The 19300-nt window shown below is 73.9% G+C and carries 16 protein-coding genes; 8 read left to right on the plus strand and 8 right to left on the minus strand.

Annotated elements, in window-relative coordinates; translation table 11 throughout:
- Window positions 1-612: 612 nt before the first annotated feature.
- Window positions 613-1296 (minus strand): hypothetical protein, encoded by a 684-nt coding sequence (locus QT196_RS24050; protein ID WP_290355659.1) that lies wholly within the window; start codon window positions 1294-1296, stop codon window positions 613-615.
- 290 nt (window positions 1297-1586) lie between these two features.
- Between QT196_RS24050 and QT196_RS24055 the strand changes: the two genes are divergently transcribed.
- Both QT196_RS24055 and QT196_RS24060 read left to right on the plus strand, forming a co-directional pair.
- On the plus strand, window positions 1587-2309 hold the full coding sequence (locus QT196_RS24055) for a copper homeostasis protein CutC (RefSeq protein WP_085926285.1): 723 nt from the start codon (window positions 1587-1589) through the stop codon (window positions 2307-2309).
- Window positions 2310-2617: 308 nt separating this feature from the next.
- Entirely contained in the window at window positions 2618-4153 is a 1536-nt protein-coding gene (locus QT196_RS24060; RefSeq protein ID WP_290355660.1) for a serine/threonine-protein kinase, read from the plus strand.
- Between the two features lie 49 nt (window positions 4154-4202).
- Here QT196_RS24060 and QT196_RS24065 read toward each other — a convergent pair whose 3' ends face one another.
- Complete coding sequence (locus tag QT196_RS24065) at window positions 4203-6305, minus strand: AAA family ATPase (RefSeq protein ID WP_266734147.1); 2103 nt, start codon at window positions 6303-6305, stop codon at window positions 4203-4205.
- Window positions 6306-6658: 353 nt separating this feature from the next.
- On the opposite strand from QT196_RS24065, the gene QT196_RS24070 reads away from it, so the two are divergent.
- Together QT196_RS24070 and QT196_RS24075 are read left to right on the plus strand one after the other, a co-directional pair.
- Window positions 6659-6865, plus strand: a complete 207-nt coding sequence (locus QT196_RS24070; RefSeq protein WP_168480927.1) for a hypothetical protein — start codon at window positions 6659-6661, stop codon at window positions 6863-6865.
- Between the two features lie 302 nt (window positions 6866-7167).
- Entirely contained in the window at window positions 7168-8445 is a 1278-nt protein-coding gene (locus tag QT196_RS24075; RefSeq protein ID WP_290355661.1) for a glycosyltransferase 87 family protein, read from the plus strand.
- 18 nt (window positions 8446-8463) lie between these two features.
- Here the strand turns inward: QT196_RS24075 and QT196_RS24080 are convergent, their stop codons facing one another.
- The gene (locus tag QT196_RS24080) at window positions 8464-10116 is read right to left on the minus strand and encodes a DNA repair helicase XPB (RefSeq protein ID WP_168480929.1); all 1653 of its coding nucleotides are present in this window, start codon (window positions 10114-10116) and stop codon (window positions 8464-8466) included.
- Between the two features lie 129 nt (window positions 10117-10245).
- On the minus strand, window positions 10246-11193 hold the full coding sequence (locus QT196_RS24085) for a peptidoglycan-binding protein (protein ID WP_211117409.1): 948 nt from the start codon (window positions 11191-11193) through the stop codon (window positions 10246-10248).
- A gap of 445 nt (window positions 11194-11638) precedes the next feature.
- On the opposite strand from QT196_RS24085, the gene QT196_RS24090 reads away from it, so the two are divergent.
- A complete protein-coding gene (locus QT196_RS24090) occupies window positions 11639-12181 on the plus strand; it encodes a hypothetical protein (protein ID WP_168480930.1) in 543 nt (180 codons plus the stop codon).
- 84 nt (window positions 12182-12265) lie between these two features.
- Here QT196_RS24090 and QT196_RS24095 read toward each other — a convergent pair whose 3' ends face one another.
- Entirely contained in the window at window positions 12266-14764 is a 2499-nt protein-coding gene (locus QT196_RS24095) for a helicase-associated domain-containing protein (protein ID WP_290355663.1), read from the minus strand.
- Window positions 14765-14940: 176 nt separating this feature from the next.
- On the opposite strand from QT196_RS24095, the gene QT196_RS24100 reads away from it, so the two are divergent.
- Both QT196_RS24100 and QT196_RS24105 read left to right on the plus strand, forming a co-directional pair.
- A complete protein-coding gene (locus QT196_RS24100) occupies window positions 14941-16107 on the plus strand; it encodes a hypothetical protein (protein ID WP_266734137.1) in 1167 nt (388 codons plus the stop codon).
- Between the two features lie 58 nt (window positions 16108-16165).
- The gene (locus tag QT196_RS24105) at window positions 16166-16813 is read left to right on the plus strand and encodes a haloacid dehalogenase-like hydrolase (protein ID WP_168480931.1); all 648 of its coding nucleotides are present in this window, start codon (window positions 16166-16168) and stop codon (window positions 16811-16813) included.
- Here the strand turns inward: QT196_RS24105 and QT196_RS24110 are convergent.
- Window positions 16768-16974, minus strand: a complete 207-nt coding sequence (locus QT196_RS24110) for a hypothetical protein (protein WP_085926303.1) — start codon at window positions 16972-16974, stop codon at window positions 16768-16770. The genes QT196_RS24105 and QT196_RS24110 overlap by 46 nt on opposite strands.
- 279 nt (window positions 16975-17253) lie before the next feature.
- Between QT196_RS24110 and QT196_RS24115 the strand changes: the two genes are divergently transcribed.
- The gene (locus QT196_RS24115) at window positions 17254-17637 is read left to right on the plus strand and encodes a cold-shock protein (protein WP_085926275.1); all 384 of its coding nucleotides are present in this window, start codon (window positions 17254-17256) and stop codon (window positions 17635-17637) included.
- 60 nt (window positions 17638-17697) lie between these two features.
- Here the strand turns inward: QT196_RS24115 and QT196_RS24120 are convergent, their stop codons facing one another.
- Window positions 17698-18549: a 1,4-dihydroxy-6-naphthoate synthase gene (locus QT196_RS24120; protein ID WP_168480932.1), complete on the minus strand. Its 852-nt coding sequence runs from the start codon at window positions 18547-18549 to the stop codon at window positions 17698-17700.
- The gene (locus QT196_RS24125) at window positions 18546-19295 is read right to left on the minus strand and encodes a futalosine hydrolase (RefSeq protein ID WP_290356711.1); all 750 of its coding nucleotides are present in this window, start codon (window positions 19293-19295) and stop codon (window positions 18546-18548) included. Before QT196_RS24125 ends, QT196_RS24120 begins: the two co-directional genes overlap by 4 nt.
- Window positions 19296-19300: the final 5 nt, after the last annotated feature.

The raw sequence follows: 19300 nt of genomic DNA on the forward strand, positions 1-19300 counted from the left end.
GGTGGTGGGGTCGGAGGGGACGCCCGGTAAGCCGTCCTCGGCGCGGGCGGCCCTGGTCTCAGAGGTTCTTCGCCCCGTTGTTTGCTCCGGGTCCTGCGGGCGGCTCACCGGGCATCCCCTCCGCCCTCCGTCTGTGCGCGGCTGTCCCGCCGTACGGATGACCGTTACGGCAAGGCAGCGGCATCCCTTGGCAGGCACCTGGTTCGCGAGGCCATGCTGCGCCCCTTGGGAGGCTTCTGGTCCGGCCGCCCGCAGGTGGGGCGCGGGTTGAGGTGGGTGGTGACGGGCGGTGTCACCGGCCGGCAATCGGCAACGGGGGACGGTCGGAGGGGATGTACCGGGGCCCGCCCGCAGGACCGGAGCAAACACCGGGGTGCTCAATCGCAGGTAGCCGCGTCGCCCGCGCCGTGGGGGCACCTCCCGGCCGGAGGCTGGGGGAGGGTCCCGGTGCGTCCCCTCCGGCCCCCGCGGCAACCACGTACTCCGCAACGGCGCCAGCCCATACGCAGCCGCAGCAAAAGGCCGCGGTCACCCCCACAGGGGCGCGGGGAACTGCGTGCCCAGCCACCACGCCACCCGCAGACAAAGCGCGGGCCCCAAGCCCCAAGCCCCCTACGCCCCCCGCAACAAATCCAGCTCCGTAGCGAGGTTGCGGCGAGCAGTGTGTTCCCAGAGGTCGTAGCCGCGAGGGGTGCGGAAGAGGCGTGGGAGGGAGAGGAGTTGGGTCAGAACGGCGGAGCGGCCGGCCGTGAAGTCGGGGTCGGGAACGAAGGCGTACTCGTCGCGGACCGCAGCGGCGTAGGCGGCGTACTGGTCGGGGGACCCGGCGAGCACCGCGAGATCCGCGTCGCAGAGCACCTCGCCGTCGGGGTCGTCGGGCGCCGGGTCATGGGTGACGGTGAGCCGCACCAGGCGGGCGACCTCGGCCGTGCGGGCCGCGCCGATGCCCAGCTCGGGCAGTGCCCGCTTGGCGAGGGCCGCGCTGCGCTCCTCGTTCTCGGAGCGCTCCGGGCGGTAGACCGCGTCGTGGAACCAGGCCGCCAACTGGACGGTGGGCAAGTCATCCGCGTGCTCGGCCAGTTCGTCGATGCGCAGCAGGACCGCGGCCAGATGGTCGACGGTGTGGTAGCGCCGCTGCGGTTCGCGCCAACGGGACAGGAGGTTGTCCGCGTACGGGGCCGGGTCGGGGGCCGTGGGGTTCTTGGTGCCGCGGGCCGCGGTGACGGTGTCGGCCCAGCGCTGCCGCAGCTCCGGCGCCGGGTCGGTGGTGTCTGCCGTACGGGGCACGGGATTCATGCCAGCCATTGTGCCTCGCACCCGGCGAAATCTGGGGCGGAGGGTGAGGCCCGGTCAGGTCTGCGGACGGCAGCGGCAGGAGAGGGTGGCGATCGCCCTTGGCACAAGGCGGCGGCCGGCGGCCGCCGGGCGGTCGTGCGGGTGGCGGCGTGGGTAAGGCGTATGGGCGGTTTCCGGGCGTGCCGGTGAGGGGCTGGTGTCCGGAGGGCCGGGTGGCCCGTACTCTGGGATATTGGACTAGACCTGTTAGGGGTCCGTCCCGTCATGTCGTCAGCGGAGGATTGGGTCATATGAGCAAGCGCGCGCTGCTGGAGGTGATCGCGCTCGGCCCGCAGGACGCGGTCGCCGCCGAGGCCGGCGGGGCCGACCGGCTGGAGCTGGTGACGGACATGGCGGCCGACGGTCTCACCCCGCCGCGGGCCACGTTCGCGGCGATCCGGGCGGCCGTCGGTCTCCCCCTACGGGTCATGCTGCGGGCCGCCGACGGCTTCGCGGCGGGCGATGTGGCGGCGCTGTGCGAGGAGGCCGCGGCGCTGCGGGCGGAGGGTGCCGAGGAGTTCGTCCTCGGATTTCTCACGCCGGACGGGCGGCCGGATCTGGCGGCGGTGACGGCGCTGGCCGAGGTGATCGACGGCTGCCGGTGGACCTTCCACCGGGCCATCGACCGGGCCGCCGACCGGGACGCGCTGCGCAGGGAGCTGGCCGGGGCGGCCGGAGCCGCGGGGCTCGACACCTATCTGACGGCCGGGTCCGCGGAGGGCGTCGACCGGGGGCTGCCGACGCTGCTGGCCGAGCAGGCGCGTACGGCGGCGGGCGAGCCCGGGTACGCGCCGCGGATCCTGGTAGGCGGCGGACTCGGGCTCGGCCATCTGCCGGCGCTGCGGGCGGCTGGTCTCGACGCGTTCCACATCGGGGGCGCCGCCCGCCCCGCCGGATGGTCGGCCCCGGTGGAGGCGGCGGCGGTACGGGAGTGGCGCGAGGCACTGGATCTGCCCGTCGCCCAGCGGGTCTGAGGGGTCCGAGGCAGCCGAGACGGCCGAGGTAGCCCGACCCGGCCAAGGCAGCCAGAGGTAGCCGAGGTAGCCAGAGACGGCCGAGGCAGCCCGACCCGGCCAAGACGGCCAAGCCATCCCAGAAGGCCGAGCATTCGACGGCGCCGAGAGAGCCGAGCATCAGACGGCGCCGAAAGGCGCCGCCTCCCCAGGGAAACGGCTCCATCGGGCCCACCCGCCCCCCGCCCCGCCCGCTTCCTCAACTCCCTTTGGCATGGGACCGTTTGACGAGTGTCACGGTGGGGGGACCAGGGGGAGGGTGACACGGCATGACGGGTATGGGAGTCAAGCCGCTCGGTGGTGACGACCCGCGGTGGCTCGGCGGCTACCGGATGCTGGGGCGGCTCGGCTCCGGCGGTATGGGGCGGATCTATCTGGCGCGGTCCACGGTCGACGGGTCGCTGGCCGCCGTCAAGACGCTGCTCGCCGAGGGCGTCGTCAGCGACACCGACCGGCGGCGGTTCGCCCGCGAGGTGACGCTGGCCCGGCGGATCGACAGCGCCTATACGGCCCGGGTGCGCGAGGCCGATCCGGACGCCGAACTGCCCTGGATGGCCATCGAGTACATACCGGCGCCCGCGCTCTCCGAGCTCGTCCGCAGCGCGAGACGGCTGCCCGGCTCCGCGGTGCGCTGGATCGCGGCGGGTACCGCGCAGGCCCTGGTGATCCTGCATGACGAGGGCATCGTCCACCGGGACGTCAAACCCCAGAACATCCTGCTGCCGCTGGCCGGTCCCCGGCTCATCGACTTCGGCATCTCGCACGCCAACGACATCACCCGGACGACGCTGACGCTGGGTACCGTCGCCTTCACCTCGCCGGAGCAGGCCCGTGCCGAGCAGTCCACCACGGCGTCCGACGTGTACTTGCTGGGCGCGACGCTCTTCTATCTGCGCGAGACCACGGGCGCGCAGCCCCCCGCCGCCGACGAGGGGACGCAACAGGTCCCGCCACCGGGCCCCACCCGCGTCTACACCGAGGAGCGGGCCGCCCGCCGGAACCAGGAGGAGCGGGCGGAGCGGCAGCAGCGCGCCCAGGAGGCGCTGCGGCAGAAGCGGGCCCGGACCTCGGCGACCGCATCGGCCTCGTCGAAGGCCGCCGTGTCCGGCTCGGCCAAGACGTCGCCCACCCCGCAGACCGCCAACTCCTCGTCCGGCAGCGGCTGTTTCTGGCCGGTGCTCCTGTGCATCGCCTTCGTGGTCTTCCTCTGGAAACCCTGGGAAGCCACGGACACCTCCGGTTCGTCGAGCGGTACCTCCAGCGGTACGTCCACCAGCGGCGGGACCGGTTCGCGGCCGACGGCCGCCGCGTCCCGTACCCCCAGCCCGGTCGACGCGGCCTTCGCGGCCGTACGGAGCGGCGACTGTCTCGACGCCTACCAGGACGGCTACGGCAACTGGAGCCGTTCGGCGCCGGTGCGGGTCGGCTGCGGGGCCGCCAGTGCGTATCTGCGGGTGCTGCGGGTGGCCGGGGCCGGGAGCTGTCCGTCCGGCGGTGGCCGGGGTGGCTGGTGGCACAGCGGGACGGGGTCCTCGTCCACCAACCTGTGTGTGGAGCGGCAGTTCCGCATGGGGCAGTGCTTCCTGGCCAAGGCCCGGGGCGGTCGCCCCGGGCCGGCGAACCTGCTCACCGCGTGGAATTGCAGCGCCGACCGGGTGCCCCGGGAGTTCGACTACATCATGCAGGTCACGGCCGTCATGCGGGCTTCGGCGGGGACCGGCGCCTGCCCGGGGGAGCCGGGCCGCTACCGCTACTCCTGGAACGTCTACGACGGCACGACCATGATCTGCGCCAAGGTCGCCTGACGCCGCCGCGTCAGGCGCCGTGCCCCCGGCGGGCTGCCCGCAGGGGCCCTCAGCGGTCGGCCAGTTGCTCCGGCAGGGCCGCCGCATGGACCACCGTCAGACCGGAGACCGCACGGGTCAGGCAGACGTACAGGCGGCGCAGGCCGGTCCGTTCGTCGGGTTCGCCGTCGACGATCGCGGCGGGCTCGTCCAGGACCACGTAGTCGTACTCCAGGCCCTTGGCGAGGGTGGCGGGTACCAGCGTCAGCCGGGCCTCGGCCGAGGTCTCCTCGCCGGGCGCCAGGCAGGTCACGCCCGCTGCCTCCAGGGCCGTACGCAGCTCCGGGATCCGGGCCTCCGCGGCGATCAGGCCGATCGAGCCCTCCTTCGCCAGTGCGTCGTCGCAGGCCGTGAGGGTGGCGGCGGTCAGGGCGGCCGCGTCGACGGGACGGATCGCGAAGTCGCCCGCCGACTCACGGATCGAGGTGGCCTCCGTCAGGTCGGGGGCGATGGCGGGCAGCAGCCGGGAGGCGTAGGCGATGACCTCGCGCGGCACGCGGAAGCCCTGGGTGAGTTCCTCGACGGCCGAACCGGGCTTGCCGAGGTGGGTCAGCGCCTCCTCCCAGGTGTTGGTCGCCCAGGGGGTGGTGCCCTGGGCGATATCGCCGAGGATGGTCGCGGAGCCGGTCGTGCAGCGGCGGCCGACCGCGCGGTACTGCATGGGGGAGAGGTCCTGGGCCTCGTCGAGGACCACATGGCCCAGCGACGGGGTGCGCGCGATCAGGTCCGTCGCCTCGTCGATCAACACCGCGTCCGCGGCGGACCACTTGGCGCTCTTCACGCTGCGGGCCGGTTTGGTCCACAGGATCGTCTTCTGCTCCTCAGTGGTCAGAACCCCCTCGGCCTGCTCGGCGAGGAAGTCGGCGTCGCCCAGCAGCCGCAGGACCAGCTTCGCCGGATCGACCGGCGGCCAGACCGTCTTGACCGTGGCTTTCACGGCGGTGTTACGGGCCACCGCGTCCTGCACCCGGTCGTCCGGGGCCTCGCCCGCCTGTTCCATCCGCACCAGCACGGCATGGGCGATCCGCTGCGGCAGGGCCTCCCGGGCGGCGCCGTAGCGGATCTCGCGGTCCCGCAACTCCTGGACGATCTCTTCGAGTTCATAGGCGGGTACGCGCCAGTGGCGGGAGCCGCGGACGACCACACAGGGCTCCTGCGGCATTGTGATGTGTGAGCGGACCGCGCGCCGCAGCACCTCCGCCATCCGGGCGTCGCCCTTGACCGTCGCGGCGGCCGCCTCGTCCGTGCCGCGCACCTCCACATGCCCGACCAGGTCGTCGACGGTGGCCTGCTTGACCTCCAGCTCGCCGAGGGCCGGCAGCACCTGCTCGATGTAGTGCAGGAAGGAGCGGTTCGGGCCGATGACGAGGGTGCCGGAGCGGGCCAGCCGCTCGCGGTGCGCATAGAGCAGATAGGCGACCCGGTGCAGGCCGACCGCTGTCTTTCCGGTGCCCGGCGCGCCCTGGACGCAGACCGAGCCGCCGATACCGGCCCGCACGATCTCGTCCTGCTCCGGCTGGATGGTGGCGACGATGTCCCGCATGGGGCCGACGCGCGGCCGCTCGATCTCCGACTGGAGCAGGGCGCTGGTCCGGGTGGCCTCGGCCGGGTCGGTGAGGTGCTCGTCCTCGTACGCGGTCAGCTCACCGCCCGTGTAGCCGAAGCGGCGGCGCAGCTTGAGGTCCATCGGGTCCTTCGTGGAGGCCCGGTAGAACGGCTGGGAGACGGGTGCGCGCCAGTCGATGACCATGGGGTTGCCATCGGCGTCGTGGACGTGCCGACGGCCGATGTAGAAGTTCTCTCCTTCGGCGCCCTCGGCGAGTTCGAGGCCGGGGGCGTGGAGGTAGTCGAGGCGGCCGAAGAAGAGCGGGGTGTGCGAGAGGTCGGCGAGCGCCTTGATCCGGGCGTCGATCTCGCCCTGGAGGACCTCGGCGTTGACCCAGTTCGCGGTGACATCGGCGATGTTCAGCGCCTCGGCGTCGGCCCGCATCGCGCGCAGGGCGGAGCGGGAGGCGGCGAGGTGGGACTTTTCGCGCAGGAGCGGGTCGTCGGATGACGGCCGGGGGCGGTCGGTGCGCGGCTCCGTGGTCGGGTGGGGGGCGTGCGAGGGCACGGCGTTGCCTCCGTGGCGGTTACGTCGGCGGGCGCGCGCCGGTAGCGCGGGCGCGGCGGGCCGGTGTCGGTGCACAGCGCGGATCCTGCGTGTGCGGGTCAGCGGCGAAGCGAAGGCCGCCCGGTTTCCGACCGGACGGCGGCACTCCTCGACGGGAGGCAGGCAGACGCGCGATTGTAGTCAGCGGTTCATGAGGGCGCCAACGGGTTTTTGACCGGCCGCGGCGGTCTCCGGCGCGACGGCGGCCTCGATCTCCCGTAGGGGGCCGGGTGGGCCTGAAGACGGACATCCGGCCCTTAGGGATGGACCTATGGACCGATGTGCTGCAATCGCGTGAATTCCATCATGGAGTCATGAGCAGCGCAGCGATTCCCCCAGGCCCTGTCCACCCCGTCTCCCTTCACCCGGCCAAGGGCGCCACCGCCCTCGTCGACCCCGGGCGCGATCCGGCGACCGCCCATGAGCACCGCTATGTCGTGGGCAACGCCCTCCGCGCGATCAAGGTCTTCGCCTCGGCCGCCTTCAGCGTCGTCGTCATGGGCGAGTACGCGAACGACTGATGCCGCGGCCCGTCACATGGAGCTGAGCCCCGCCACATGGAGCTTGAGCCCCACCGCATGAAGCTGAGCGCGTGCCCCGGCCGCCCCGTCCGCCCGCACGGCGCACAATACGGGCAAGAAGCCGCATCTGACGCGTGCCGCCCAGGCACGTACAGATCATGCACACCACACGCGCGATCGGGCGCGCGAAGCCGGCCCCCGCGTCGACATCCGGATGACCGGAAACCGTAACGGACGACCGGCCTCGATCCACTAGCGTCACCGCGGTAGGCGCGCTCAGGGCGATGGGGAGGGGTCAGCGGGTGTCTGCCGCCGAGGGGACAAGGACGTGGAGACGCACCTGGGCGCGGAGCACCGCCCATCCCGGCCGCCTGGCGCTCGCCGCAGCGCTGCTCCTGGTGTCCTTCGCCGGACTCTGGGTGCTCTACCAGGTCCAGCCGCTGCCGATGTCCGATATAGCGGTCTACCGGGCCGAGGGTGCGGCCGCCGCCACCGGCGGTGATCTCTACGGCTTCACGGTCACCAAGTGGCACCTTCCGGCCACCTACCCGCCCTTCGCCGCCCTGCTCTTCATACCGACCACCTGGCTCTCGCTCGGCACGCTCAAGGTCGTCTGCGTGCTCGTCAACGCGGCCCTGCTCGCGCTGCTCATCCACCTCTCCTGCAAGGCCGCGGGGTTGCGCAGGGCCGCCCACACCACGCCCGTCCTGTTGGCCGCCACCGCGCTCGGCCTCTGGCTGGAGCCGGTCTTCCAGACCTTCGTCTTCGGGCAGGTCAACCTCGCGCTGACCTGCCTGGTCCTGTGGGACCTCGCCCGTCCGGACGGCGCGCGCTTCAAGGGGTTCGCCACCGGTGTCGCGGCCGGTATCAAACTCACCCCCGCGCTCTTCGCCGTCTACCTGCTCGTCACCGGCCGGGTGAAGGCCGCCTGCACCGCCCTCGCCGGGTTCCTGTGCTCGGTGCTGGTGGGCTGGCTGGTGCTGCCCGATGCCAGCGTCGAGTTCTGGACCCGGCGGATGTTCGAGACCGGCCGGGTCGGCAAGGTCTGGATCGTCGACAACCAGTCCCTCCAGGGCCTGATCACCCGGGTGCTGCACGAGCCGGAGCCCGGCCTCCTGTGGGCGGTGCCCGCGCTGCTCGCCACGGCCGCCGGGCTCTGGGCCGCCCGCCGGATCTGTCTGCGCCGCGGCCTGGACGGCTGGGGCGTGCTGTGCACGGCCGTCACGGCGCTGCTGGTCTCGCCGATCAGCTGGTCCCACCACTGGGTCTGGTGTGTGCCGCTGCTCGTCGCGCTCGCCGCCCGCACCCGTCGCGACCCGTGGCGCAGGGCGCTGCTGGCCGCCGTCACCCTCGCCTTCACCGCCCGCACGATGTGGATCGTCCCGCACACCGGCGACCTCGATCTGTGGATCCCCTGGTGGCAGCAGCCGTTCGCGTCGCTGTATCCGCTGCTCGGGCTGGCGCTGCTGGCGGCGGTGTTCTGGTGGACCCGGCGGCCGCCGGTGGCTCCGGACGGCGGTGGCCTCCCGTCGCCGCGCACCGCACCGGAGCCGGCGGCCAGCCGGTCCCCGGCGGTCTGAGCCCGGCGGCCGTCCGGCTCAGACGTCCTCGTCGGCCGCCAGCAGCTCGTCCGCGTCCACGATCCGGTACGCGTACCCCTGCTCGGCCAGGAAGCGCTGGCGGTGGGCCGCGAAGTCCTGGTCGATGGTGTCGCGCGCGACGACCGAGTAGAACCGCGCCTCGTGCCCGTCCGCCTTGGGGCGCAGCACCCGGCCCAGCCGCTGGGCCTCCTCCTGGCGGGAGCCGAAGGTGCCGGACACCTGGATCGCGACCGTCGCCTCCGGGAGGTCGACGGAGAAGTTCGCGACCTTGGAGACCACGAGCACCGAGATCTCGCCCTGACGGAAGGCGTCGAAGAGCTTCTCGCGCTGGGCGTTGGTGGTCTCGCCCTTGATCACCGGTGCGTCCAGATGCTCGCCCAGCTCGTCCAGCTGGTCGATGTACTGGCCGATGACCAGCGTCTGCTCGCCCTGGTGCCGGCGGACCAGCGCCTCGGTCACGTACTGCTTGCTGGCCGTGGTGGCGCAGAAGCGGTACTTCTCCTCGGTCTCGGCCGTGGCATACGCCAGCCGCTCCGACTCGGTCAGATTGACCCGGACCTCGACACAGTCCGCGGGGGCGATATAGCCCTGGGCCTCGATCTCCTTCCACGGGGCGTCGAACCGCTTGGGCCCGATGAGGGAGAAGACATCCGACTCCCGGCCGTCCTCGCGGACCAGCGTCGCGGTCAGCCCCAGCCGCCGCCGGGCCTGAAGATCGGCGGTGAACTTGAAGACCGGGGCGGGCAGCAGATGCACCTCGTCGTAGACGATCAGGCCCCAGTCCCGGGAGTCGAAGAGCTCCAGATGCGGGTAGACGCCCTTCCGCTTGGTCGTCAGCACCTGGTACGTGGCGATGGTGACCGGCCGGATCTCCTTGCGCGCGCCGCTGTACTCGCCGATCTCCTCCTCGGTCAGCGAGGTCCGCTTCACCAGCTCGTGCTTCCACTGCCGGGCCGAGACCGTGTTCGTCACCAGGATCAGCGTGGTCGCCTTGGCCTGCGCCATCGCGCCCGCCCCGACCAGCGTCTTGCCCGCACCGCAGGGCAGCACGACCACACCCGAGCCGCCGTGCCAGAAACCCTCCACGGCCTGCTGCTGGTACGGCCGCAGCGCCCAGCCGTTCTCGTCCAGCTCGATCGGGTGCGCCTCACCGTCGACGTAACCGGCCAGGTCCTCGGCCGGCCAGCCCAGCTTGAGCAGCGTCTGCTTGATCTGCCCGCGCTCCGACGGGTGCACCACGACCGAGTCCGGGTCCAGCCGCGCCCCGACCAGCGGCTGCACCTTCTTCGACCGCAGGATCTCCTCCAGCACCGGGCGGTCGGTGGTGGTCAGCATCAGACCGTGCGCGGGGTCCTTGACCAGCGTCAGCCGCCCGTAGCGGGACATCGTCTCGGCGATGTCGACGAGCAGTGCGTGCGGCACCGGATACCGCGAGAACTGCACCAGCGCGTCCACGACCTGCTCGGCGTCGTGCCCGGCGGCCCGCGCGTTCCACAGTCCCAGCGGCGTCACCCGGTACGTATGGATGTGCTCGGGCGCCCGCTCCAGCTCGGCGAAGGGCGCGATGGCCCGCCGGCAGGCGTCCGCCAGCTCATGGTCCACCTCCAGCAGCAGCGTCTTGTCGCTCTGGACGATGAGGGGTCCGTTCACAGGCCTCGCCTTTCGCTTCCGGCCGTCGGCCGCCGGGACCGGCCGCAGCCCCAGGCCGTTGATCACGACCGTGGACATCGACCGCAGATACGGCCAAACGTCCAGTGTGCCGCATCGCCGCGGCGGCCGTCAGCGATGGATGCCGGGCCCTTGTGCGGTGAGGAGGGCCCGCCAGGTGTCGCGGTCGGCGACGCCGGTCACGGGGAGGGCCCGGTCGCGCTGGAAGGTTTCCAGGGAGCGGGTGGTGGAGGGGGTGAAGAGGCCGGTGATGTCGGTGGCGGTGCCGCTGTTGTCGAGCAGGTACTGGAGGGCCACGACCGCCTGCTGCGGGGCGTGCTGGGAATCGATCCGGATGATCAGATGCGACCAGGTCCGCGCGCCGACCTTGCCGTCCGCCAGCAGCCCGTGGGCGGCCTGGAACTTCTTCACCGCGGCCGCCGTCCGCACCCCGAAATCGCCATCGGCCTCGATGTCATGGCCGTGGGCCCGGAGCAGGTACTGGACGGCACGGGCCTTCCACAGCAGATCGCCCTTGCGCGCCAGCGGCCAGCCGGCGGCCGTGGGCCCCGCCGAGGCGGCCACGGCGGCGACCGGCGGCCCGTCCGGGCCGGCGCGGTGGGCGAGCACGCCCCAGCCGAGGCCGATACCGCCGCCGAGCGTGAGTACGCCCAGGAACGCGAGGGCGGCGCGGGCGGCGGCTGTGCGGCGGGTGACGCGGGCCGCCGGGACCGGGGCGGGGTCGACCGAACCGTCCGCCGGGACGGTGCCGCACGGGCGGGGTGACTTACGGGCCGCTCCGGCCGCCGCCGCCTCGGCCAGGGCGCGGGCCCGGGGAAGGTCGGCGGCCGGTGCGCGCAGCACGGTATGGAGGAGTTCGACGGTTCTGAGCGGCGCGGTGGAGGGGTGCCGGGGGTTGAGATAGCGGGAGAGGGTGGTCTGGTCGATGCTCAGACGTCCGGCCAGTGACTGCTGGGTGGGCTTCGGCCGGCCCTCCCGCGCCGACAACTCCCACCACGTCCTGAGCAGTTCCGCCAGCGCGCGGACCGCGTCCCGGTCCGCTGCGGTGGGTCCCGTCATGCTTCCCCCGGGGCGTTCGAATGTCCTCAGCTGTCGCGCTCGGCCGCTCACCGCTGCATAAGCGCAGGTCAGCAGCGTGCATCGAGGAGCTGCATCGATGCATGAGCCGGAGCCCGGCAGAGCGTAGTGAAGTCCCCCGCCGGTGCTGCATCGTGGAAGGGCGCCGCCGGTCGGGCCGCGCACCCTCCGCTCCGTTCCCACCCCTGGCCCAGGGGTGCGCCGGCCTGCGCGAATCCGGGAGCGGAGGGGCTCAACGCATCGGTGCAGCAAGGAAAACGAGGGAGACGACTATGCCGCTGACATCACCCTTTCGGGGAGGTACCGCCCTTGCCGGAAGCGTGGCCGGTACCGCGGCCAGGACCGCTGTCCCACGGCCGGGCCCGCGCCCGCCGCCCTGGCGACGGCCGCGCCGACAGCAACCACCACACCTGACAAGGAGTCACCCATGTCCGTACGCACCCTCGCCCCGCGCCTGATCGCCGGTGCCGCCGCCCTCGCCGCCCTCATGGGCACCGCGGCCACCGCCACCGCCGCCCCCGGCCGGGCCGCACTCGCGCAGCAGATCCTGGCCACGAAGGGGATCGCACCGGCCACCGGCCACGTCGGCGGTCAGCACGCCGCATCCACCGCCCGGCAGAACCTCGTCGACACCGCCCACGGCAAGGGCGCGCTCACCAGCCGCTGGGGCGACCGGCCGAACCGCCGGGTCGCCCTGGACGCCCGGATGCTCGACGGGATGCTGAAGCTGCGGACCCGGTACGGCTACCGGATCGCCGTCTCCGAGATCGTCGGCGGTGACCACAGCAGCCGCTCCCGCCACTACGCCGGGCTCGCCTTCGACATCAACTACATCAACGGCCGCCATGTCGGCAGCGGCGCCCCGCACCGCAACCTGATGGCCGCCTGCCGGAAGCTCGGCGCCACCGAGGTCCTCGGGCCGGGGAGCGCCGGACACGCCACCCACGTCCACTGCGGCTGGCCCCGCTGATCACGCCGCGGCCCGACGGATCCCCGCCGGTGCCCGGCCGTCCGGAAAGGGCGGCCGGCACCGGCACGCCCCTCAGCCGTCCGCTCAGACCGAGTCGTCCGCCAGTTCCGCCACGCCCGTGATGCGGTGCAGCGGGTACGTCCGCACCTCGTCGGAGGTGTGGTCGTACGCCGTCACAAAGCCGCCCTCGACGCGTACGGGCGCGATGACACGCTGGCTGGCGGCGCCGTCGGCGTTGACATAGCCGATCCAAAGCGCGGAGTTGGCCAGCACCGCGGCCTGCATCGTGGCGAGGGTCTCGGCGGAGGTGGTGCGGGGGAAGCCGCCGGGGGCCGGGGCGGGCGCCTGGACCGGTTTGCGTTCCGCGGTCGCCGCGAGGTCGCCGGCGCGGATGGCGCGGACCGCCGCCGCGAGCAGGGTGGGGTCCGGGGACGGCGGGCCGTCGGGGACCGGGGCGGGGGCGGTGCGCGGCGGGGTCCGGTAGGAGTCGGCGCGGGCGATCAGGACGTCACCGGCGGCCGACTCGGCGGCCGGGGCATAGCCCATTGCCCGGAGGCCGTCGAGGAGTTGGTCGGGGGAGGTCTGGGCGGCGAGCACGGTCGGGGCGAGGCGGCGCAGCCGGAGGGTGGCGGCGCGGCGGTCCGCGAGGATCTCGGAGAGCAGCGCGTCGTCGTCACAGCGGACATAGGCGGCGGCCGCGCCGATCCGCAGCTGCCCGTGCTTACGGGCCACGTCGTCGACGAGGTAGGCGAGCGGCTGGGGGACCGGGGTGCGGGAGTGGGCGGCGAGGAATTCCTGGAGTTCGGCGGCGGACCGGCCGGCGTCCAGGGCGCGGCGTACGGACCCGGGGGTGAAGCGGTAGACCGTCGCACCGCCCTTGGACTCGATGTCGGCGAGCACGCCGAGCGCCTCGGCGAGCGGGCGGCGCAGCGGGCCGGGCGCGACCGCGGTCAGGTCCGCCTGGAGGAGCACATGGTCGACGGGCTCGGGGAGGAGCGGGGCGAGCAGGGCGGCGGCGCGGGTCGCGGCGGCGGTGGTTTCGGCGGGGGTGGGCGCGGTGCTGTCCGACGGGCTGTCGATCAGGATGCGGCCGTGGGTGGCGAGCGCGCCGCGTCCGGTCACGCCGAGCAACTCGGCCTCGGCCAGCGTCCATTGGGCCAGGCGCGAGCGGAGGTCGTCGGCGGGTCCGGGAGCGGCGGTGGCGCCGTCGGCCGGCAGCTGTCCCGTGGCCGGTGCGCCGCCGCGTAGCGGCCGCTCCCACCGCAGCCGGGCCAGTACGGCCGTCGCCGGGACGGCGGTGCCCGGCGGCAGCGCGGCGAGCAGGGCGAGGGCGCGGCGGCGGACCTCGGGGGCGGGGGAGCGGTCGAGGTGCGGGCCGAGCACGGCGAGCGCGCGGCCCTTGGCGTCGGCGGTGCCGACGATCCCGGGGGCGCGGGTCGCGGCGAGCCAGCCGGCCGCCAGCTCCGCCCAGCGCGCGTGGTCGGGCAGCTGGAGCCACTCCTCGGCAGCCGGGGTGGCCGCGAACCGCTCGCCGGCCTCGCCGTCGGAGGCGATCAGCCCGGCCGCGTAGGCGAGTTCGAGCCAGAAGGCGGCGAGCTGCTCGGTGGTGTCCAGGGCGGTGGCGGTCCGCTTGAGGTCGCGGACGCTCATCCCGCCGGCCCGCAGGACGGCCGGTCCGCCCAGGTCCCACTCCTTGAGCAGCTCCTCGACGGTCGCGAGCGCGGTGAACGCCTGGCTCGCGGCGGCGTTGTCCACAAGCTGTGGATCGCGTTCCGTGGCGGGCGCGAGCGCGGGCGGGACCGGCTCGGCGGCGTGATGCGCGCGGCCGCCGCGCAGATGCAGCGCCGCCTCCCGCGGCAGCACGACGTTCCGGGCGCCCGCCGGGATCAGCAGGCCCCGGTCCAGCAGCCACTGCAGATGCGGGGCCGGGCGGTCGGTGACCGCGCCGTAGGGCGGGCCCCACAGCAGCTTGTCGAGGACGGCGACGGACTCGGCGGGCGCGGTGTCCAGCAGCGCCGCCATCCGGACCCGGTCGGCGAACAGCGTGGTGAGCGCGCCGACCGCGGTGACCGGGTCGTGGGTGGTGGGCAGCCCGGCCGCGGCGATGATCTCCTGGAGCCGCCCCGGCGACATCCCCGCCATGGCTTCGGCGACGGTCGGGCCCAGGCCGGTCGGCGACGGGTGCGCGGGGCTCGGCGTGAGCAGCTCACGGGCCGTCCGCACCAGCCGCAGCCGGTCGTCCGGGCCCCACACCAGCGCCTGCGCCCGCAGCTCCGCCACCGCCCGGGGCAGCTCGGCGGCGACCGCCGGGTCCCCGGCGTCCCCGGCCATCAGCGCGCCCAGCGTGTCGTACGGGCACGGGTCGGGCGCCACCGCCAGCGCCTCCGCGGTCTGGAGCACGAACCGGTCGAGCCGCTCCACCGCGCGGACCACCGACGCCCGCGTCCCGGCCCGGGTCGCGAGCTGGGTGACATCGCCCGGCACCGGATTGAGCAGGTCGGGACGTGCCCGCAGCAGCCCGACGAGCCCGCGGTCGGTGCGGGTCCTGAGCTCCTCGGCGAGGGTGCGGGGTGTACCGGTCATTCGTCCTACGTTAGCGGGGCCGGGGAAGAGGGGGGAGCGCGCGGCCGCACGGCGCCGCCCCGGTCCGCCCCGATCCGTGAGACACCCGCTGCGCCGCCCCCGGGCCGCCTCCGGCCCGGCCGCCGGCCGAAGGGGTACCGTCGGGGCAGCAACCAGCGGACGCCGCAGGGGATTTCGTGGGGATCGAGAGTGATCAGCTCGTCTTTGACTATCTGAGCCGGGTGGGCGACCTGGCCCAGCAGCGGGGGCTGCCCGCCGCCACCCGGATGCGGCTGGTGACCGGGCTCCGGGCCGAGATCGACGGCGAGCAGGCCGATTCGGTGCCCGGGGTGAAGCGGCTGCTGGCCCGGCTGGGGACGCCGGAGGCGGTGGTCGCGGCCGCGGGGAGCGCGGACGACCGGGTGCCGGGAGCCGCCTGGAGCGGCGCGACGCGGCAGGAGCCGGGCACCGGGACCGCCGACGGGCCTGCCGTACCGCTCGGCCCGAGGCCCGCCGAGTCGCCCCGGCGGTGGAGCGGCGCCCGCGACAAGCTCACCGGCCTGGCCGCGCGCAGCGGGCTGACGGGCAAGGCGGCCGGGAGCGGTGGGGCGGCCACGGGCGGCTCGGTCCCCGCACCGCGCGACGGGGCGCCGGGCCCCGCGCCGACGGTCGGCCTGCCCCCGCATCTGGCCGGCGCCGACGAGCTGGGTGACACCGAGGACGCACCGGACTGGTGGCGGGTCGAGCCCGCGCCGTTCGGGCCGGGGGAGACGGTGCCCGGATTCGTCGGCGGGATCGAGATCCCGGAGATGTGGGACCGGCCCGAGGACGAGCGCCCGCTGTCACTGACCAAGGACGGCACGGACAAAGCCGCCGGGGCCGACGGGCAGGCCGCGGACGAGGGCGGACCGGCGGAGCGCCCGCTGCCCCGGATGCTGCGGCGCGCGCTGGGCCGTGGGCGCGCCGCTCCCGCGCCCCCGGTCGAGGCCGAGGCCGGCGAAGAGGTCGTGGCGGTGGCGGCGCGGGCCCCGCTCAGCCCCGTTCTGACGCTGGCGGTGCTGCTGCTGGTGGCCGGTGCGGCCCTGGGGTCGTGGCTCGCGCTGGCGGGCGGCTGGGGGCTCGCCTACGTCTCCCGGCGGCTGACCCGCGCGGAGGCCAAGTTCGCGGCGCTCGGGGTGCCGGGCACCGTCGTCGGCGGCCTGGTGGTGTGGCTGTGGGGCCGGTTCGACGGGCGGTGGGGCGAGCCCCTCGCCCAGGGCCGGCTGGGGGCGGAAACGCTGGCCGGGCTGCCGGTGATGGCGCGGGTGGCGGCCGTCGCCTCGGCGCTGTTCCTGGTGTGGCGGATGCGGCGGATCCCGCGGTGAACGGGCGCGGCGAACCGGGCCGGGTGACCGGCGCGGCGCCGCGGGCACAATGGCAGGCATGGCTGCACACACCCTGACGGTCGGCTTCGACCTCGATATGACGCTGATCGACTCCCGCCCCGGCATCAGGGCCGCCTATCACGAGCTGTCCGCCCGCACCGGCACCTTCGTCGACGCCGACCTCGCCGTGAGCCGGCTGGGGCCTCCGCTGGAGGAGGAGATCCGCCGGTGGTTCCCCGCGGAGCGGGTGGCGGAGATCGCCGGCCTCTACCGGTCGCTGTACCCGGAGTACGGGATCGCGGCGACGCCCGCCCTGCCCGGCGCCCGGGAGGCCATCGACGCGGTGCACCGGGCGGGCGGCCAGGCGATCGTGGTGACCGCCAAGTACGAACCCAACGCCAAGCTGCACCTGGCACACCTCGGGCTCGACGTGGACGCCCTCTACGGCTCCCTGTGGGCGGCGGGTAAGGCCGAGGCGCTCGACAAGCACCAGGCGCAGGTCTACGTCGGCGATCACATCGGTGACGTCGTCGGGGCGCACACCGCCGGCGCGTTGTCCGTCGCGGTCGCCACCGGCCCGTGCGACGCCACGGAACTGCGCGCGGCCGGCGCCGAGGTGGTGCTCGGCGACCTGACGGAGTTTCCGTCCTGGCTGGCGCGCTATGTGGCGGAGGGGGCGGACGGGGGCGAAGCCGCCGCCATCTGACGGCGCTGCGCGAGCGCGGAACGGATCACTCCGGCCGCCGCGACCACAAAACCGGCGCCCATCAGCATGCACACGCCGTAGAAGACGGACGGCAGCGGATCGGTTCCCAGGAACAGCGGGGCCACGGTGGCGAGAGTGGCCGCTGCGCCAACTAGGAACATGATCGCGCCGATTCGGACCAGCAGATCCCCGGCAAGGGGCGTTTCGTCAGACACCTGACCAGGGTAAGTCCGGGCCAGAAGCACGGAGTATCCACCCGGCGGCGTCTTGTCACCGGCCTTGGGACCATTAGCCTTGGGGTGGCGGGTCCTGCGGCCCGCTGCATTGCTCTCCAGACCTCTTCAGCCCGGCCTCGCCCGGGCGGAGAGGAAGCCAGCCCGCAGATTCCGCAGTAGACCCGGCCCAGTTATTTTCCAACGAGTACGAGGACGAGGACAGACGTGCCTACCGGCAAGGTCAAGTGGTTCAACAGTGAGAAGGGCTTCGGCTTTCTCTCCCGCGATGACGGCGGTGACGTCTTCGTGCACTCGTCGGTGCTGCCCGACGGCGTAGCCGCACTCAAGCCTGGCCAGCGCGTCGAATTCGGCGTGGTCGCGGGCCAGCGCGGCGACCAGGCGCTGACCGTGACACTGCTCGACCCCGCCCCATCGGTGGCCGCGGCCCAGCGCCGCAAGCCCGATGAACTCGCCTCGATCGTCCAGGACCTCACCACGCTTCTGGAGAACGTCACCCAGCAGCTCGAACGGGGCCGTTACCCGGACAAGGTGCACGGCGCCAAGATCGCCGGCATGCTGCGCGCCGTCGCCGACCAGATGGACGTCTGACGCACCCGGCCGCGGACCGGCGCACCCCGCCCGCACCGCGGCCGTCACACCCGGCAGCTCTCACACAAAGCTCAGCGCATCGCGGCCGAGGGGCGGAACGAGCCCCTCGGCCGCGGCGCGGGTGAGCAGCCCGCGCACCGCGGCATAGCCGTCCTCGCCGAGGTCGGCGGTGAACTCATTGACGTACAGCCCGATGTGCTGGTCGGCGACCTTCGGGTCCATCTCCTGTGCGTGCTCCAGGACATACGGCCGGGAGGCCGCCGGATCGTCCCAGGCCATCAGGACCGAACTGCGGATCGCCGCCGCGAGATCGCGCAACGCCCCTTCGCCCAGCGACCGCTTGGCGATGATCGCGCCGAGCGGGATCGGCAGTCCGGTGGTGTGCTCCCAGTGCTCGCCCATGTCGGCCAGGCAGGACAGGCCGTAGTTCTGGTACGTGAAGCGCGCCTCGTGGATGACCAGGCCCGCATCGACCTTGCCGTCGCGCACGGCCGGCATGATCTCGTGGAACGGCAGCACCACGATCTCCCCGACCCCGCCCGGCACCTCGGCCGCCGCCCACAGCCGGAACAGCAGATACGCGGTGGACCGCTCACTGGGCACCGCGACCGTCTTGCCCGCCAGATCCGCCGCCGCGCCCTGCTCCCGGGTCAGCACCAGCGGCCCGCAGCCGCGCCCCAGCGCCCCGCCGCAGGGCAGCAGCGCATAGTCCTGGAGCACCCACGGCAGCACCGCGTACGACACCTTCAGCACATCGAACTCACCGCGCTCGGCCATGCCGTTGGTGAGGTCGATATCGGCGAAGGTGACCGCCAGCTCCGGCGCGTCCGGGACGCGGCCGTGCGCCAGCGCGTCGAAGACGAAGGTGTCGTTCGGGCACGGCGAGTACGCGATGTTCAGCGGCCGGGTCACGGGGTCTCCTCAGGGACGTGGTGGAGAGGTTCCGGAGCCGGTCCGGTGGCGGCCGTGAGGGCTCCGGGGAGCGTACGGAAGGCGCCGGTCAGCGCGGCGAGGGCGTCCCCGATGCGCCAGGCGGCGCGGTCGCGGGGGCCGACGGCATTGGAGACCGCGCGGATCTCCAGCACCGGCACCCCGTGGGCGGCGGCCGCCTCGGCGACCCCGAAGCCCTCCATCGCCTCGGCCAGCACCCCCGGGTGACGTGCCGCCAGCTCGGCGGCGCGGGCCGCGCTGCCGGTGACCGTCGAGACCGTGACGACCGGGCCGGACACCGCGCCGGCCGCCGCCGCGACGGTCCGCACCAGCGCCGGGTCGGGGCGGTGCACGACCGTCCCGAAGCCTAGTTCGGTGACCGGGAGGAAGCCGTCGGGGGTCTCCGCGCCGAGGTCGGCCGCGACGATCGCGTCCGCGACCACCACCGACCCCAGCGGCGCGGCGGGGGGAAAGCCGCCGCCGATACCGGCCGAGACCACCAGGTCGTACGGCTGCCCGGCGAGGGCGGCGGCGGTCAGCGCGGTGGCCGTGCCGGCGGCCGCGGCGGCCGGACCGACACCGGCGGCCAGCGCGTCGAGCGCCACCGGAAGCCCGGCGGCCCGCCGCAGCTCCTGCCCGCCGGGCAGCGTCACCGCCGCGCAGGACCCCGCCACGGCACACACCGCGTCACGCTCGGCGGCCACCGCCGTGACGACCAGGACCCGCATCATCC

Source organism: Streptomyces sp. P9-2B-2, assembly GCF_030406865.1.
GTDB lineage: Bacteria > Actinomycetota > Actinomycetes > Streptomycetales > Streptomycetaceae > Streptomyces > Streptomyces platensis.

Excerpts from the sequence above, each read along its gene's own strand:
- QT196_RS24060 (WP_290355660.1), top strand. The coding sequence starts at position 2,618 with ATGACGGGTATGGGAGTCAAGCCGCTCGGTGGTGACGACCCGCGGTGG.
- QT196_RS24090 (WP_168480930.1), top strand. The coding sequence starts at position 11,639 with ATGTCCGTACGCACCCTCGCCCCGCGCCTGATCGCCGGTGCCGCCGCC.
- QT196_RS24105 (WP_168480931.1), top strand. The coding sequence starts at position 16,166 with ATGGCTGCACACACCCTGACGGTCGGCTTCGACCTCGATATGACGCTG.
- QT196_RS24050 (WP_290355659.1), bottom strand. The coding sequence starts at position 1,296 with ATGAATCCCGTGCCCCGTACGGCAGACACCACCGACCCGGCGCCGGAG.
- QT196_RS24095 (WP_290355663.1), bottom strand. The coding sequence starts at position 14,764 with ATGACCGGTACACCCCGCACCCTCGCCGAGGAGCTCAGGACCCGCACC.
- QT196_RS24085 (WP_211117409.1), bottom strand. The coding sequence starts at position 11,193 with ATGACGGGACCCACCGCAGCGGACCGGGACGCGGTCCGCGCGCTGGCG.
- QT196_RS24070 (WP_168480927.1), top strand. The coding sequence starts at position 6,659 with ATGAGCAGCGCAGCGATTCCCCCAGGCCCTGTCCACCCCGTCTCCCTT.
- QT196_RS24055 (WP_085926285.1), top strand. The coding sequence starts at position 1,587 with ATGAGCAAGCGCGCGCTGCTGGAGGTGATCGCGCTCGGCCCGCAGGAC.
- QT196_RS24125 (WP_290356711.1), bottom strand. The coding sequence starts at position 19,295 with ATGCGGGTCCTGGTCGTCACGGCGGTGGCCGCCGAGCGTGACGCGGTG.
- QT196_RS24110 (WP_085926303.1), bottom strand. The coding sequence starts at position 16,974 with ATGTTCCTAGTTGGCGCAGCGGCCACTCTCGCCACCGTGGCCCCGCTG.